Below are 15842 nucleotides of genomic sequence, written 5' to 3'. Positions count from 1 at the left end.
AAGCACGATTCTCCGTCTTTTTTCATCCCCGTCATTCGGGATGCGCCGGCATTCCATCTTGAATTGTCACAGGATGCAGTTACAATGACCCGAGACCGACTTTCCCCCACATCTGCATCATGCCATTGACAGGACAACACAATCTGACAGGACAGGGAGACTTCCTGATCCTCAACAAAATTTCGCTCAAGGCTCTGCTCGCCCTTGAAAAACAAGTCGGAACCGCCAACGCCTTTTACCTGATGGAAGAGACATGCCCCCTGGACTCTCCCGTCGAACACTATCTGAACGCAAAGTCCTCCGCCGGCATTTCTTTCCGGGTGGATATGAGCGACCTAAAAAAACTGCGGGATTTTCTCCAGGAAAAACTCGCCGACCACAAAACCATTATTTATCTTCCCGGCGTTGTCTCTTCAATCAAAGGTTCCCTCTGCCATATCCCCGACTACATTCTAGAAGCCCTGGGAGACTTCAACATCCCTCCCACTCCGGTATTTGTCGCCTATTACGGATCCTCCATTCTGAAAGCTGAAGTACCTACGGAATCTGAAGGGACTACCTACATATCCATTCTCCCCAAGCTGGAGGAAGGACCCGATATCGCTACACGAACAGCCGAAGCCTGGATGGAAGCCTCCGCCGACCAGTTCGCCACCCTTCCTCAATTGCAAGGCTCCCTGGCCGCTGCCATCCTTACGGGAATGAAGCAGCACATGGATGCCCGCATTATCGACGGCATCGACGACTCCACCCTCACATTCGGCAAGCTCCTCGGCGCCTCCATCGCCTTTTCCAAAAGGCTGGCCCAAATTACCTCCGACCGCCGCATCGGTATCATTCTTCCGCCTGGCAAGGGTGCCACCATCGCCAACCTGGCCTGCATCTTCGCCGGCAAAGTGCCCGTCAACATCAACTACGCCAACTCGGAAAGCGCGTTCAAAAGTGCCGTCGTCCAATCGGGCATCGAACGGTTTATTACGGCGGATACCTTCATGCGCAAACTCCAGGCTTTCCCCTGGCCGCCCCAGAGAGACCTGATTTTCATTGAGCGTGAACTGCAGGGAATCTCCAAGAGTGTAGCCCGCTGGGTCATCATCTCCCGCATCACACCGGCCCACATGCTGATCAAATGGTTGAAGCTCGACGACTTTTCAGCGGAAGACGAGGCCATCCTCCTCTTTACCTCCGGCTCATCCAGCGAACCGAAGGGAGTTCCTCTCTCCCACCGCAACATCATGGGCAACATTGCCCAGTGCGCCTCTCGAATTGTCCTGAAACCCAAAAGCCGTTTCCTGAGTTCCCTGCCCGTTTTCCACGGCTTCGGTATTACCATCGGGCTCTTCTTTCCTTTAATAGCCGGACACGACTACGTCACCTACCCCTCCCCGGTGGAAGCCAAGCGTCTAGGAGAATTGATCAAGCTGTATAATACCGGCTTGGTCGTCTCAACGCCCACATTCCTGCGCGGATTCATGCGTCGTTGCCCAGCCGACACATTCAGCGGAGTACAGTACCTCATTGTAGGAGCAGAAAAACTTCCGGCGGATCTCGCCAAGTCCTTCACTGATAAATTTGCCGTAACTCCGCTGGAAGGCTATGGCCTTTCTGAGGCGTCTCCCGTCTGTGCGGTCAATTTCGAGAATCCGAACCCCGTTCCCGGTTCTCCCCACGTCATCCCCGGACTCAAAAAAAACTCCGTCGGAGAATGCCTGCCTGGAATTGCCGTCCGCATCACCGATCCATACAGCGACAAACGCCTCCCCATGAACTACAAGGGGATGATCTGGCTGAAAGGGGTCAACATTTTTAGCGGTTACCTCGGCAAAGAGAAACTCAACCGCCAGATATTCCAGGACGGATGGTTCCGTACGGGAGATATCGGCTCCTGCGACATGCAGGGGTTCCTGCGTATTGAAGGCAGACTCGCGCGGTTCTCGAAAATCGCCGGAGAAATGGTTTCCCACGAAGTCGTGGAAGCCGCCCTCATGCAAGCCTTCCATATGGATCCGGGAGATGAAGAACGCCATCTAGCCGTCGTCTCCATCCCCGATCAGCAAAGAGGCGAGGCCATCGCCATGCTTTCCACGACCATTCGCGAGTATATTCCCCAGCAAATCATGTCGTTACGGTATGCCCTTCTGGATCAAGGAAATCCGGCGATATGGTGTCCGAAGGAGATCATTCCCGTCAACGAAATCCCGATTCTGCCCACGGGCAAGCTTGATCTGGCCAAGTGCAAGCAAATCGCTTACGAAGCCCTGAAGCTCACCCAGCACGACATTTAATTCCCCCTCCATGGCTTTCTCCCTGCAACAGCCGGGCTCCGTCTCCCCCGATCCCGCCAGGAACGCCCTATCGGTCACCCAGCTCATGGACCGCATCGGCAATGCGGTGCGCGTTTCTGTCGGCACCCAATGGGTCGAGGGCGAAATCAGCAACCTCAGCATACCCTCCAGCGGCCACATCTACTTTACACTGAAGGATGCTGGAGCGCAGATCTCCTGTGTCTTCTTCCGCTTCCGCGCTACGTCATGCCGAGTCCAATTCCGCGACGGGCTCAAGGTGCGCGTCTTTGGCGAAGCCTCAGTCTATGAAAAACGGGGACAGGTGCAGTTGAACCTGACGAAGGTGGAAGAATCCGGCATCGGGGAACTCCAGATGCGCTTCATGGAATTGAAGCAGAAACTGGAAGCCGAAGGCCTCTTCGCCCCCGAACTCAAGAAACCTATTCCCGCATTCCCGAAAGCTGTCGGACTGGTCACCTCCGCCACAGGAGCCGCTCTGCAAGACATGAGGCATATTTTTGAAGAGAGAGCCCCATGGGTGCGCGTCTATTTGATTCCGGTCCCCGTCCAGGGGGAAGGAGCGGAAGTCCATATCGCCTCGGCTATCCGCGCCTGGGGCAACGCTCCCTCCAACGGACTGCCCGCCATCGATACCCTGATTGTCGCCCGGGGCGGCGGTTCCATTGAAGATCTCTGGAACTTCAACGAAGAAATCGTCGCGCGAGCCATCGTCGCCTGTCCTCTCCCTGTCATTAGCGGAGTAGGGCATGAAATCGACTTCACCATTGCCGACTTTGCCTCAGACCTGCGTGCCCCCACCCCCACGGCAGCTGCCGTCCTCGCAACACCGGACGGCCCAGCCCTTCTCCAGAAACTCGAAACGGCCCGGCGTTCCCTAATGGCCAGGGTTTCGCATACGCTCTCCCGCGCCAGACTCAATCTGGAATTCTATGAGCGCAGCCGATTGACGCATCCCTCCGATTTGATCGCCCCCTTTGCCCAGGAACTGGACTCCCTCGAATATGAACTAGGAGAATCCGTCGGAAACCGCCTGACACGGCAAAGCCACCTGCTGGATGCCCTGGAAGTTAAGATCAAATCCCGCCATCCCAAAATTCTGAACGAACACCGTAAAGAACAACTCGATGTCCTGCGGCAAAAGCTCGAAACAGCTGTCCGCAACAAACTACAAGCCCTCAAGGCTACCATCGACCTTCAGGAATCCCGTATCCGTGCAACCAGCCCCGAGAAAACCCTCCGCCGAGGATACGCCCTTGTCCGAACGGAATCCGGTAATCTTGTAAGAAATCCCGACGCCGTTTCCTGCGGTGAACTTCTCCATATCACGGTGGATCAGGGAGCCCTTGACGCCCGCAAAGTTTAGGGCATCATAACGGGTATGGTTCCCGGTACTCCCGCACTCCGCTTCAAAAAGCGTCTGCTCTTCCTGTGCACCGTCCTGCTTCTGACCGTTCATGCCCCGGCCCGACAAGCCGATGCAGACGATTCCCAGCGCCTCTACCCCTACGGTGGTCCGTCACCGGAAGAAATCATGGCACTCGGCAATCCCTATGCCAGCAAACAGGAACTCATCGGCATTCTGAACCGCGTTTTTTGCGATCCGGAGGATTGCCGTTCCTGGCTTGTTCCCAAATCGGGGGGCATCTCCCTGTTCGATGGTTTCATTCCATGGAATACGCCGGTCTCCGGCATTGGGAAAACATGGAGAACCCCGTCGGAACTCCCCCCAATGAAAACATCACGCAAACCGCTCGACGGTGTCCGTATCGCCATTGATCCGGGACATCTTGGCGGCAAGTGGGCCTACCGTGAACAGAGGGAAACACTCGTCGAAGGCAAATATCCCGTCCGCGAAGGCACAAGCACGCTCATCGTCTCAGAACTGCTCGCCCGCTACCTCAAAGGCATGGGAGCGAATGTCCTTCTCCTGCGCGACTCCGCCACGCCGGTCAGTACCCTCACCCCGGAAATCATTGCCAAAAGGCTTGCTAAAATGCGCAATACCAAGGTAACTCCCAGCCTGCAACGGGAAGCAGACATGTTTTTCGTCCGCCGGGTAGAAATCAATGCCCGCGCCGCCAAACTCCGCGAGTTCAAACCCGATCTCACCGTCTGCATCCACTTCGATGCCGGTTCCGGCCCCAAGCCAGTTGACAAACTCCATTTGCTCCTCAACGGATCCTACTCCCGCGAGGAACTGGACGATCCTGAATTGCGCCGGGGCATGCTTTCCAAACTCCTGGGTAAAGTTCATCCCGTCGAAGCGGAACTCTCGGCTCATGTAGCCGCCTCAATGGTTCGGCGCCTGCAACTCCCTCCATTCGTGTATGCCGTTCCCAGCAAAAAAGTCAAGGAAGTCCCCGGCAACGATTACCTCTGGTGCCGCAATCTCCTGGCAAACTGCCTCTATCCCGGTCCTGTCATCTATACCGAACCTTATGCCATGCTCAACTCCATCACGGCACGTCGCATGGTGATGGGCGACTATGCCGGCTACCAATACTTTTCCGGAAAAAGGCTTCCCTCCATCTATCGGGAATACGCTCGCTCCGTCGCCGACGGTATCAGGAATTACTTCGTTTCAAAACGCCCAGCCCCGGGAAAGGCCGTTTCGTCATGATCGCTACCGAAAGAGCCAGTTTGTGCTTTACCATGTCCCGGCTAGCGGGTATCAACTGTTGCGCCGGCCAGGTTCGGGCGACCGCTGTACCTTCTCTCGGGAAGGCATAGAGGAAAGTCTGGACATCACAAGGCAGCGTGTCCCGTGAAAGCGGGAGACGGAAGGTCCAAAGACCTTCCGGACGGAAAGTGCCACAGAAAACAAACCGCCCGGGTTCGCCCGGGTAAGGGTGAAAAGGCGAGGTAAGAGCTCACCGCTCCAAGGGTGACCGAGGAGGCATGGTAAACCCCGCGCGATGCAAGACAAACAGGGGAAGAGTAGCCTGCTCGCTGAATCTCCGGGTATTAGTCGCATCCGCCCCCTGAAAAGGGCGGGCGCCGGAAACTCCGGTTTCCGGTGAGAAAAATGGTCGCACAGCGCCTGCAAAGACGTGGACAGAATCTGGCTTACAGAACCTGGCCGGCAATCTTATTCCGTTTATTCCCTCCTCTACCGCCTTTGACAATGTTCCGCGTATTTGCCCTCCCCCATTATTCTCGCAAAGTTTGGATTACATTGGCAATTATAGCAGCAATCTTCTTGTGGGGATGGATTACTTCGCTAAGTATCAGGGAAGAATCCTTCACATGGAACATTCCGGAATGGACGGGAACGGACAAATCAATAAGCCTCATCCTGATCTCCGACCTCCATTTGTCACCCGGCGACGAGAGCCTCCTTCTGAAGATCGTTTCTATCTGCGATGCCCAACAACCGGATGCCGTCCTCCTTCTCGGCGATTTCTCCAGCGGCTTCAACGGATCGTCCGCGATGGCTCCATCCGTTTATGCTCCCCTGCTGGCACAATGCAAAGCCCCAGTCTATGCCGTACTCGGCAATCATGATACTTATTACGGATGGCCTGCCATCCAGAAAGAACTGGAAAAAGCAGGCATCCGCGTCTTCAACCCGGGTTCCACAACCATCACCGGAAAAAACGGTGCCGTCATCCAGCTTGGAGGAGTGGGAGACATCGTTTCGCGACGTTCCATGGTCATCAGGGACGGAGTACCCAAACGGGAACGCAAAGACATGCCCTACATCCTCATGTCCCACTCCCACAATATCGCCCCTCTTATCCCGGACGGGGTCAATCTAACCGTCTCAGGCCATACGCATGGAGGGCAAATCTGCCTTCCGGGAGGCAGGCCATTGGGAGACCTGATCGGCAAGATTCCACATAATGACGTGATCTCCGGCCTGCAATACATCGACGGTCATCCCATCCTCATCACCCGCGGGATCGGGTACAGCCTCCTTCCCATCCGCATTTACTGCCCGCCGCAAATCATCTGCCTGAAACTGACGGCTCCTTCCGTCAAATAGCAGAAACGCTTCCTTCAATTTTCACGTACTCTTAGGATCGTGATTCTTCATCATTACCATCGGTAGTTTCATCCTCGGCCGGTTCCAGATCCTCAAGTTCCTCCTCATGGCGCTTTTTCGGCCAGAACATCCAGACAATCAAAACGGTCAGGAAAAAATAGCCGAAAATCTTGCGCATCAAATCCCACCGTTCCTCCTTGGCCTTCCGGGCTGCTTCCTCAGGCGTCAGCCCGGCCTCGGCAGCAGCCGGAGTCTCCTGACGTTCCGTCATTCCGTCAGTATGAGGCTCCTGGGCGGCAAGAGAACCTGCCAACAAACCGGCGAGAACGGAACACAATAATAACTTCCTTTTCATGATGCGTGTCGCCATTGTACTCAAATATAGAACATGGGCAACCGGGAATCATGGACAAGATTCTCCAATGTAATATTGCCGGCTTCGCGTTCAGCTGCGGCATTAAGTTTCTCCCAAGCCGCACTGACGGAACGAGAAGACTCACCGGATTGTGCCGTGTCATGTGCGAGAAGCGTTCCGTCCATTGCATGAATCACATCCAGAAGGGAAATCGACGATGGGGTATGGGCAAGAATATACCCTCCGTTCTTACCCCTCCGGCTCTCCACCAGTCCGCATTTGCGCAACTCGTTCAGTATCTGAGCAAGAAAATGAACCGATATCGCCTCGCTTTCCCCCAACACGTCTATCTGGGACAATTCGGGCTGTTCGTACCGGCGAGCCAGCTGCACCATCACTCGAACGGCATAATCCAGTTTCTGCGGGATCTTCATGCCATCGGTTTACACTGGTTTTTACATATTCTGAAGAAAAAAAATAGATTTACTCTATTTTTACTTGCTTTTCTCTCTGGCCTCAGGCAAAAAAGCTCTGTTCTCCAGTTTATCAATCAAAATACTCAACTTTAAGTCATGGCAAATAACACACTCTACCCATCGGTTCTCGACACAGTCGGGAATACTCCTCTTGTCAGGCTTAACCGCCTGACGCAAGACCTCGGGGCCTCCGTTTATCTCAAGGCTGAATTCCGCAATCCTCTATTCAGCGTAAAGGACCGAATAGCCAAGGCGATGATCGAATCAGCGGAAGAACAGGGTCTTCTGAAGCAGGGCGGCACAATCATCGAACCAACCTCCGGAAACACGGGTATCGCCCTGGCTGCCATTGCCGCCGCCAAAGGCTACCGCCTGATCCTGACAATGCCGGAAACCATGTCGCTGGAACGCCGGACCCTGCTGCTCCATCTGGGAGCCGAAATTTACCTGACACCCGGTTCCCTCGGCATGAAAGGTTCTATCGCCATCGCCCGCAAACTCAAGCAGCAATATGGAAGTAACGCCTTCATTCCAAGCCAGTTCGACAATCCTGAAAACCCTAAGGTCCACTACCGTACCACCGGACCGGAAATCCTGAATGCGACCAATGGAAACATAGCCGCTTTCATAGCGGGAGTAGGGACCGGCGGCACGATCAGCGGTACGGGCAAATTCCTTAAGGAACATACACGCGCTCGCATCATCGCAGTTGAACCTGCCGGCAGTCCGGTCATATCCGGTGGAGCACCGGGGCCTCACAAAATCCAAGGGATCGGCGCAGGATTCATTCCCGGTAACCTTGATCTGTCCGTTCTTGACGAAGTGCTTGCCATCACGGACAACGAAGCCCTTACGACAGCCCGTAATCTGGCAACCATCGAAGGGATACCAGCAGGAATTTCGACAGGAGCTACCGTTGCTGCGGCCCTGAAACTGGCCTCATTGCCGGAATACTCCGGTAAAAACATTGTCGCCATCGGAGCTTCCGCTACGGAGCGCTATCTCTCCACACCACTTGCCGAAGACTCCCGCAATGCTGCAGAGCACTTGGCCGTCACCTCCATCACTCCTGAAGAAACAACCGCACTTCTCGGTTAAATTCCTTTGAATGTTCTTTTAACCTTATCACTATTTGTAATGAACTACAAGCCAGAAACACTTGCCATCCACGCCGGACAACCGGTCGAAAGCGATACCCTATCCCGGGCTGTCCCCGTATACCGGACTTCCTCCTACGTTTTCAAAAGTGCCGAACATGGGGCCAACCTGTTTGCACTAAAAGAACTGGGGAACATCTACGCCCGCCTGATGAACCCCACTAACGATGTACTGGAACAACGTATCGCCGCACTGGAAGGTGGCGTCGGAGCCCTCTCTCTGGCCTCCGGTACGGCTGCCATCCAGTACACGATCATGAACATTCTCAAGGCCGGAGATGAACTCGTTGCCGCTTCCAACCTCTACGGCGGCACCTACACCATGTTCGATGCCATCCTGCCCAACTACGGCATCACGACAAAATTCATCAAAGTCAACGACTTCAATGCCGTGGAAGACGCTATCAATGAGAAAACACGGGCACTTTACATTGAAGTCATCGGTAATCCCGCCCTTGATGCGGCGGACATCGAACGCTACTCGGCCATAGCCAAAAAATATCATTTGCCCCTCATCGTCGATTCCACCTTCACGCCCCCCACCCTGCTCCGTCCCATCGACTATGGAGCAGATGTCGTTATCCACTCGCTCACCAAATGGATAGGAGGCCATGGAACAGGCATAGGCGGCATCGTCGTCGATGCGGGCAAGTTCGATTGGACTGATCCCAAATTCGCTCTCTACAACGAGCCGGACGACGGATACCACGGCCTCCGTTTCGCCCATGATCTGGGAGTTCTCCAGCCTCTGGCTTTTATTCTGAGAATGAGAACCGTCCTCCTGCGCAACCTCGGAGCAACCCTTGCTCCCGACTCAGCCTGGCAATTTCTGCAAGGAGTAGAAAGCCTCCCCCTGCGCATACGAAAACACTCGGAAAACGCACTGGCCGTCGCACGCCACCTCCAGCAGCATCCCAAAGTCGCATGGGTCCGCTACCCTGGCCTGGAAGAAGATCCATCATATCATATCGCCACTAAATACCTCAGGAACGGCTTCGGAGGCATGGTCGTCTTCGGCCCCAAGGAAGGGTACGAGAAAGCCGTGCAGATCATCGACAACATCAAACTCTTCTCACACCTCGCCAATGTTGGCGATGCCAAAAGCCTGATCGCCCACCCCGCCAGCACGACCCACTCACAGCTCTCCGAAGAAGCCCTGCAAAACTGCGGGATCACCCCCGAACTGCTGCGCCTGTCGATCGGTCTGGAACACATCGACGACATCATTGCCTCTTTGGACGAGGTTCTTTAAGAGGCATCTTTCCCTCCACACCCACCCCGGCTGTTTTCGTTCCCTATGAGCAACAACAGCCGGGGATTTTTTTACTTGCGTAACCGCAGGCTGACACGAAAACACTCCTCCTCCGCCTCGTCAGACACGAACCACCCTTGATCCGCTCCTCCATTCAGACCGATACTGCCGCCGGAATTATGTTCAAGTTCCCAATGCCACCCCAGGCCATGCGTTACCTGCCCCTGCTCGTTGCTTCGGCATTTTTCATGCAGCTTCTGGACGGCACCATCCTCAACACGGCCATTCCGTCAATCGCCCGCAGTTTCCACAGTGACCCGCTCAAACTGCATAATATCGTCATTGCCTACATGCTCACCGTGTGCATCCTGATCCCGGCATCGGGATGGATTTCGGACAAATTCGGTTCGCGTAAAGTTTTTCTCTTTGCCATCTCGTTTTTCATGCTCGGCTCCCTGCTATCCGCGCTCTCCACTTCAGTCGGCATGATGACATCTTCCCGTATCATCCAGGGTATCGGAGGGGCCTTCCTGATGCCGGTAGGCCGACTCGTCGTGTTGAGGTCCTATCCACGATGGATGTTCCTCAAAGTCCTTAATTTTGTCACGATTCCCGGCCTCCTCGGTCCCTTGCTCGGTCCCGTCCTGGGAGGTGTTCTTGTCCAATATGCCACTTGGCACTGGATCTTCCTGATTAACATTCCCGTAGGACTGGTCGGCCTCTGGGCAACACTCAAGATCATGCCGAACCTGACTGCCGTCAAAAAGCAGAAATTCGACTGGTCCGGTTTCCTCGTCTTTGCCGCCTCGGCCGTACTTGTCTCCATGGGACTCGAAGGACAGGGTGGACTTGCCGATAAATCCAGGATGGCTATCCTGTGCTCGGCCGGAGGACTCCTGCAAATCTTCTACTGGATTTTTTCCATGCGAAAAGACACTCCTCTTTTCAGCCCATCTCTTTTCCGCATCCGTAACTTTGCCATTGGAATCGCCGGTAACCTCGCCAGTCGTCTGGGGGGCAGCTGCCTGCCGTATCTGATCCCTCTCTTCTTTCAGGTAGGCATGGGATATTCTGCTTTCAAATCCGGACTTTCGCTCATCCCGCTGGCTATGTGCAATCTGCTTGCCAAAACCATAGCTACGCCATTGATCCGACACCTGGGTTACCGCAACATCATGGTTGCCAATACATTGCTCATCGGTTCCCTTCTCATGTGCTTCTACAGGATTTCTCCTGCTACGCCGGAAATCATCCTCATCCTCCTGCTTGCCTTCCTCGGCACGGTCAATTCCATCCAGTTTACCTGCATGAATACCCTCACCCTCATTGACTTGCCTGATGAGTTCGCCAGTAGCGGCAATTCCCTGCTCTCCATGATTATGCAACTATCCATCGCCATCAGCATCGCCGTCGCTTCCCTGCTTATGGACGGCTATGGCAATGCAGTAGACACCAGTTCGTCTTCCATCCTACAAGCTTTCCACAAAACATTTCTGACAATCGGATTCTTTTCTTTCGCCAGTTCAATCATTTTCGCCTTTGTCGATAAAAACAAAGGAATCGTCGTAACCGCACGCCAGCATTGACAAAAAAACGTTTCGGAGGAAACAACTCCTCCGAAACGGCTGTAGAATAGAACAGGAATCTTGAAATGCCTGTTAGAAACTGTACATGACGTTTACACCGAACACAGGTGTAAAATTGCGGTACACCTGCGTCACCTTGTGGTACGGCTTTCTTTCCGTTGCACCACGGTGATTGGCTGCCATACCGCCGTTACCCAGCCAGAGAGCGCTGACAAACGGTCTTACTGTCACGTTTTGAGTAGTTTTAAGCGGCAACGCCACATCCAGGGAAATTCCCTGAGTACCATTCGCATTCAATGAACTGCCGGCAAAATACCCCGCTGTAGCATTCCACGTGCCCGAGACGACCAGTGACATCTGCGGGGTCATTTCATACTGGTATCCCAATGTATTGGCGAACCACCAACCGGACATCCATCGAAACGTATACCGCACGTTCGAATTGACAAACCACCCGTTCTCCGCCTTGTCGAAATCGTAATGAATATTGGCAACGACACTATGCTCCTCCAACTTTGAACTATTGAAAATGAAGCCGGAACTATCCTTTCTGGCACCATAATCATTCAAGGATCCGGGAATCCCTCCATTGACAAACGAATAGTAGAGGGACGTTGTCAGTTTATCGTTCCACTTGTGCTCGCCTCCAATAAAAGCAGAACCTTCATCCGTCACTCCCGTATTCGCGCGACCATGATCAAACCGATTGGCTGTCATCCAGACATATTTGATACCTGCAATCGCCGCGCACTTGTCGTTGATCTGATATTTACCCAGAAGTTCCACCGGAATAACGTTATCGCTCCCCGAGTCCTTGAATGCCAAGCCACGAGACGTATATTTTGTTGCATAGCCTACGCTTACCGAACCCTGGAATGGATTCGTCCCTGCCTTGGGTATCACCGGCACCAATAGCTTGGATACGGGTTGCGGCGACTGGTAGGTAACAATCGTTGCATTCGTCCCGGCATAAGCGGTACCGCCCGTTACTATGGCCGTACAAATAAGCGTCTTCGCAAGAGAATAATAGTTCATAGACTGGATCATACTGGTTAATAGTTCAATCGATTGCCTTCAGAAAAAATCGATACAAACAATTAAACATATTATTTCAAAATTTCAATTCAATATGGATTCTAAAATTTATTTTCTTGGAACTGATTGATAATCAAAATCAATCAAAAATTGAGGTTTCGAGGACAAGTTCCAGATGCAACAGTTTGATCAAGTTCCGGTTGAAGACCTTTAATCTTTTTTGCCAACGATATTTTACCGTGATGCTGGGATAATCGATTTAAGAGGCACTGCCACCTCATCTGTAAGCAACGTAATGATGCCACTGTCATTTGACTTGACATCCTATCGGAACAATCATAAATTTATATGGGTAAGATTGGACTATTTCTGATTTTTTTACAACACAATCCGGCGCCTTTTACCAGCATTCGCCAGTTTAGCCGACAATGCCTGGGTGAACGGAACAGTATGACCAATTCGACATTACCATCAATTAACATGTAAAAAAGCCATTGTCCTTCAAAAACATTGATCATGAAAACAAAATCCGCATTTATGGGGATGCTTCTCCTGCTGGGAATTCTTCCTATTGCCCAAGCATTAAGTCCCTCGCTGAAATTCAATGAAGACGGCAAATTCAAAATTGTCCAGTTTACCGATGTTCATTACATTTACAACAATCCGAAATCGAGTATTGCCATAGAGAGAATCAATGAAGTCCTGGACACGGAAAAACCCGATTTGGTCGTCTTCACGGGGGATGTTATCTTCGGAAAGCCGGCGGAAGAAGGATTCCGGACGATCCTGGATCTGCCCTCCAAGCGCAAGATTCCCTTTGCCATGACATTTGGCAACCATGACAACGAGCAGGGATTGTCACGGGAGCAACTGTTCAGGATCATCGAATCCGTACCGTACAACATGACTTCCACCGTCGATAGCCTCTCCGGTGTCACCAATTTCGTTCTGCCGATTAAATCTTCCGATAATAAAAAAGATACAGCCGTTCTGTACGGTTTCGACTCTCACTCCAATTCACAACTCAAAGGAATAGGAGGTTACGATTACATCAAATTCGACCAAATTCAGTGGTATCGCAACAACAGCGCTCGCTACACTCAGCAAAACGGAGGTACTCCTCTGCCCTCGCTGGCATTCTTTCACATCCCGTTACCGGAATACAGCCAAGCCGCCTCGGATGAAACAGCCATCCTGGTAGGTACGCGTAAGGAAAAAATCTGCGCTCCCCAGCTCAACTCCGGCCTGTTTGCCTCCATGAAAGAAATGAGGGACATCCTGGGGATATTTGTCGGCCACGACCATGACAATGATTATGCTGTCGATTGGAAAGGCATCCTGCTGGCATATGGCCGTTACACTGGAGGCAATACCGTTTACAACAATCTGGCAAACGGCGCCCGAGTTATTGAATTGACCGAAGGAGAAAAAGGATTCAAAACCTGGATACGGCTAAAAAACGATGAAATCATCAACAAAATCAGTTATCCTGCGGATTTTGTGAAAAAGAAAAATTGATTGTTCCGTTTTCAGAAAAGAATCCTCTCAGTCCGACGGCATGAGAGGATTTTCATTGTTTTATCCGACCTCCCTTTAGGAGGGGGGGGGGACCGCCTCAAAACGCCCTCCCTAAACATCATAACAATAAAATCCCCCCTTTCCATGGAGAAAGAAAGAGGGGATTGATTGAATTCTACAAACCGTTATTTGAGAGGCCCTTTACAGAGCCGTCGGGATTTCCTTGCCGAGATCGGAAGCCTTCTTACCCGTTCCGTCTCCGGCGATACGTTCCAGAATGACATCTTTGTAGGACATGCCTCCCGGAATAATCGGCAAGACATGGACATCATGAGGGATCATGACATCAAGTACGTACGGACCGGGCGTTTCCACCATGCGTTTGATAGCAGCCGGTAATTCAGCCTTGTCCACAACACGTTCGCATTTAATGCCGAATCCGGCACATACCGTGGGAAAATCGGGATAAATGACCTCCTCGGTGTGGTGGGTAGGATCATACTGGTCATGAGGGTCGGCCAGGAAGGTCTGGGCACGGTTGGAATCGTACTTCAAATCTTCCCACTGCACCACCATCCCAAGGTGCTGGTTATTCAGAATAATACATTTGACAGGCATGCGCTCCACATGAATCGTCGCCAGTTCCTGAATATTCATCAAAATAGAACCGTCACCATCGATATTGATGACAAGCTTGTCCGGGAAAGCCATCTGGGCTCCCATTGCGGCAGGAAGTCCATATCCCATGGAGCCAAGCCCTCCGGAAGTTGCCAACCGCCGAGGCTTGGCAAACTTGAAGAACTGCGCCGCAAACATCTGGTGCTGGCCCACCCCGGTAGCGATAATGGGATCCAGACCGGCCGTCTGATTGTATAATTCTTCAATCACGTACTGGGGAGAAATATACCCGGAACGCTCTTCATAGGTGAAAGGACAAAGCTTCTTCCATTCGTCGATGATCGTGAACCAGTCGGGATTACGGTCGAAGCCAGAACTCTTTCGCTGGCAACCGGCATCTTTCAAGCCGTCGATCAACACCTGCAAAGCCTGTTTGACATCGGCCCGGAACGGGTACTGAACCACCTTGTTCTTATTGATTTCGCTGGCGTCAATATCAATATGAATAATCGTAGCATTGGGACAGAACTGAGCCACACTACCAGTCACCCGGTCATCGAAACGCGCTCCAAGAGCAATAACCACATCGGCTTCATTCACCGCATTGTTGGCAAACACGGCACCGTGCATACCCAGCCAACGCAGTGAAAGATCGTGCGTTTCCGGAAAAGCCCCCACGCCCATCAGCGTCGTTGCAACCGGAATCTGCGCCAATTCGGCAAATTCGAGCAACTCGCCGGAGGCATCGGCGGAAATGATACCACCGCCGGCATAAATCACCGGACGCTTGGCCTCAAGCAATAAGGAAATAATCGTTTTGAGACGTTCCGACGGACAGGGAGGAACCGGATGATAGCCAGGAAGATCCATCGGCTGATCGAAATCCGGAGTAATCAATTTTTCCTGGCAATCTTTCGGCATATCAATCACCACAGGACCGGGACGTCCCGTCTGGGCAATATGAAAAGCTTCCTTGAGTACACGAGGGATTTCGTTCGGATCAGTCACCAAATAGCTATGCTTGACGATTGGAGCCGTCATGCCGAACACGTCGGTTTCCTGGAAAGCGCCGCGCCCAATCAGACTGGTCATCACCTGTGCGGTAATGGCAACCAGAGGAGTTGAATCCAGATAGGCGTCCGCAATAGCGGTAATCATGTTCGTAGCCCCAGGGCCGGAAGTGGAAATGCACACACCGGGCTTGCCGGTTACGCGACCATACCCTTCCGCAGCAAAGCTGCCGCCTTGTTCATGCCGGGGAAGAATCGTACGAATGCGCGGTTCATGGCTGAGAGCCTGGTGCATCGGCATACTGGCACCTCCCGGATAGGCAAAGACGACATCGACACCTTCGCGGACTAGGCAAGCGACTAGGACTTCAGCTCCAGTCATTTGTTTTTCAGCAGGACAGGTGTTGTGTGTATCGTTTTTGCTCATGGCAGATTATAATGGAGTTAATAACCAATAATATATCGGAGCAAATACTGTATCGCAAAGCCCCCCAAAAGAAAAGCCTTTTCTGTCCTATCCTTTACCTTCCCGTATGATATCCCT

Annotated in this window: 12 protein-coding genes and 1 other RNA gene; 9 read left to right on the top strand and 4 right to left on the bottom strand. The window is 52.6% G+C overall.

Going from position 1 to position 15842, the window contains the following annotated elements:
* The first annotated feature begins 119 nt into the window (after positions 1-119).
* From QET93_RS08325 to QET93_RS08305, 5 genes are all read left to right on the top strand, one after another.
* Entirely contained in the window at positions 120-2285 is a 2166-nt protein-coding gene (locus QET93_RS08325) for an AMP-binding protein (protein ID WP_280131565.1), read from the top strand.
* A gap of 10 nt (positions 2286-2295) precedes the next feature.
* Positions 2296-3669 (top strand): exodeoxyribonuclease VII large subunit, encoded by a 1374-nt coding sequence (gene xseA / locus QET93_RS08320; protein ID WP_280131566.1) that lies wholly within the window; start codon positions 2296-2298, stop codon positions 3667-3669.
* 15 nt (positions 3670-3684) lie between these two features.
* The gene (locus QET93_RS08315; RefSeq protein ID WP_280131567.1) at positions 3685-4926 is read left to right on the top strand and encodes an N-acetylmuramoyl-L-alanine amidase; all 1242 of its coding nucleotides are present in this window, start codon (positions 3685-3687) and stop codon (positions 4924-4926) included.
* 65 nt (positions 4927-4991) lie between these two features.
* An RNA gene (rnpB, locus tag QET93_RS08310) (RNase P RNA component class A) lies at positions 4992-5391 on the top strand.
* Between the two features lie 39 nt (positions 5392-5430).
* Entirely contained in the window at positions 5431-6291 is an 861-nt protein-coding gene (locus tag QET93_RS08305; RefSeq protein ID WP_280131568.1) for a metallophosphoesterase, read from the top strand.
* Between the two features lie 31 nt (positions 6292-6322).
* On the opposite strand, the gene QET93_RS08300 is transcribed toward QET93_RS08305, so the two are convergent.
* Together QET93_RS08300 and QET93_RS08295 are read right to left on the bottom strand one after the other, a co-directional pair.
* A complete protein-coding gene (locus QET93_RS08300) occupies positions 6323-6646 on the bottom strand; it encodes a hypothetical protein (RefSeq protein WP_280131569.1) in 324 nt (107 codons plus the stop codon).
* 20 nt (positions 6647-6666) lie between these two features.
* Positions 6667-7080 (bottom strand): Rrf2 family transcriptional regulator, encoded by a 414-nt coding sequence (locus tag QET93_RS08295; RefSeq protein WP_280125685.1) that lies wholly within the window; start codon positions 7078-7080, stop codon positions 6667-6669.
* A gap of 138 nt (positions 7081-7218) precedes the next feature.
* Here QET93_RS08295 and cysK point away from each other — a divergent pair, with 138 nt between their 5' ends.
* The 3 genes from cysK (at position 7219) to mdtD (ending at position 11117) form a co-directional block, all read left to right on the top strand.
* Positions 7219-8220, top strand: coding sequence for a cysteine synthase A (cysK, locus tag QET93_RS08290; protein WP_280131570.1), 1002 nt, complete (start codon positions 7219-7221; stop codon positions 8218-8220).
* A 39-nt stretch (positions 8221-8259) separates the two neighbouring features.
* Complete coding sequence (locus QET93_RS08285; protein ID WP_280125683.1) at positions 8260-9531, top strand: O-acetylhomoserine aminocarboxypropyltransferase/cysteine synthase; 1272 nt, start codon at positions 8260-8262, stop codon at positions 9529-9531.
* A gap of 179 nt (positions 9532-9710) precedes the next feature.
* Positions 9711-11117, top strand: a complete 1407-nt coding sequence (gene mdtD / locus QET93_RS08280; protein ID WP_280131571.1) for a multidrug transporter subunit MdtD — start codon at positions 9711-9713, stop codon at positions 11115-11117.
* A gap of 72 nt (positions 11118-11189) precedes the next feature.
* On the opposite strand, the gene QET93_RS08275 is transcribed toward mdtD, so the two are convergent.
* The gene (locus QET93_RS08275; RefSeq protein ID WP_280131572.1) at positions 11190-12152 is read right to left on the bottom strand and encodes a hypothetical protein; all 963 of its coding nucleotides are present in this window, start codon (positions 12150-12152) and stop codon (positions 11190-11192) included.
* A gap of 537 nt (positions 12153-12689) precedes the next feature.
* On the opposite strand from QET93_RS08275, the gene QET93_RS08270 reads away from it, so the two are divergent.
* Positions 12690-13670, top strand: coding sequence for a metallophosphoesterase family protein (locus QET93_RS08270; protein ID WP_345786079.1), 981 nt, complete (start codon positions 12690-12692; stop codon positions 13668-13670).
* A 201-nt stretch (positions 13671-13871) separates the two neighbouring features.
* Here QET93_RS08270 and ilvB read toward each other — a convergent pair whose 3' ends face one another.
* On the bottom strand, positions 13872-15725 hold the full coding sequence (gene ilvB, locus QET93_RS08265) for a biosynthetic-type acetolactate synthase large subunit (protein ID WP_280131574.1): 1854 nt from the start codon (positions 15723-15725) through the stop codon (positions 13872-13874).
* Positions 15726-15842 lie beyond the last annotated feature (117 nt).

Origin of the sequence: Akkermansia sp. N21116 (assembly GCF_029854705.2) — a bacterium.
Taxonomy (GTDB): Bacteria; Verrucomicrobiota; Verrucomicrobiia; order Verrucomicrobiales; family Akkermansiaceae; genus Akkermansia.
This window is presented reverse-complemented; position numbering and strand designations above follow the sequence as displayed.

Bases quoted from the DNA above. Each gene is read 5' to 3' on its own strand.
- QET93_RS08325 (WP_280131565.1), top strand. From the start codon at position 120: ATGCCATTGACAGGACAACACAATCTGACAGGACAGGGAGACTTCCTG.
- xseA (WP_280131566.1), top strand. From the start codon at position 2,296: ATGGCTTTCTCCCTGCAACAGCCGGGCTCCGTCTCCCCCGATCCCGCC.
- QET93_RS08315 (WP_280131567.1), top strand. From the start codon at position 3,685: ATGGTTCCCGGTACTCCCGCACTCCGCTTCAAAAAGCGTCTGCTCTTC.
- QET93_RS08305 (WP_280131568.1), top strand. From the start codon at position 5,431: ATGTTCCGCGTATTTGCCCTCCCCCATTATTCTCGCAAAGTTTGGATT.
- QET93_RS08300 (WP_280131569.1), bottom strand. From the start codon at position 6,646: ATGAAAAGGAAGTTATTATTGTGTTCCGTTCTCGCCGGTTTGTTGGCA.
- QET93_RS08295 (WP_280125685.1), bottom strand. From the start codon at position 7,080: ATGAAGATCCCGCAGAAACTGGATTATGCCGTTCGAGTGATGGTGCAG.
- cysK (WP_280131570.1), top strand. From the start codon at position 7,219: ATGGCAAATAACACACTCTACCCATCGGTTCTCGACACAGTCGGGAAT.
- QET93_RS08285 (WP_280125683.1), top strand. From the start codon at position 8,260: ATGAACTACAAGCCAGAAACACTTGCCATCCACGCCGGACAACCGGTC.
- mdtD (WP_280131571.1), top strand. From the start codon at position 9,711: ATGTTCAAGTTCCCAATGCCACCCCAGGCCATGCGTTACCTGCCCCTG.
- QET93_RS08275 (WP_280131572.1), bottom strand. From the start codon at position 12,152: ATGAACTATTATTCTCTTGCGAAGACGCTTATTTGTACGGCCATAGTA.
- QET93_RS08270 (WP_345786079.1), top strand. From the start codon at position 12,690: ATGGGGATGCTTCTCCTGCTGGGAATTCTTCCTATTGCCCAAGCATTA.
- ilvB (WP_280131574.1), bottom strand. From the start codon at position 15,725: ATGAGCAAAAACGATACACACAACACCTGTCCTGCTGAAAAACAAATG.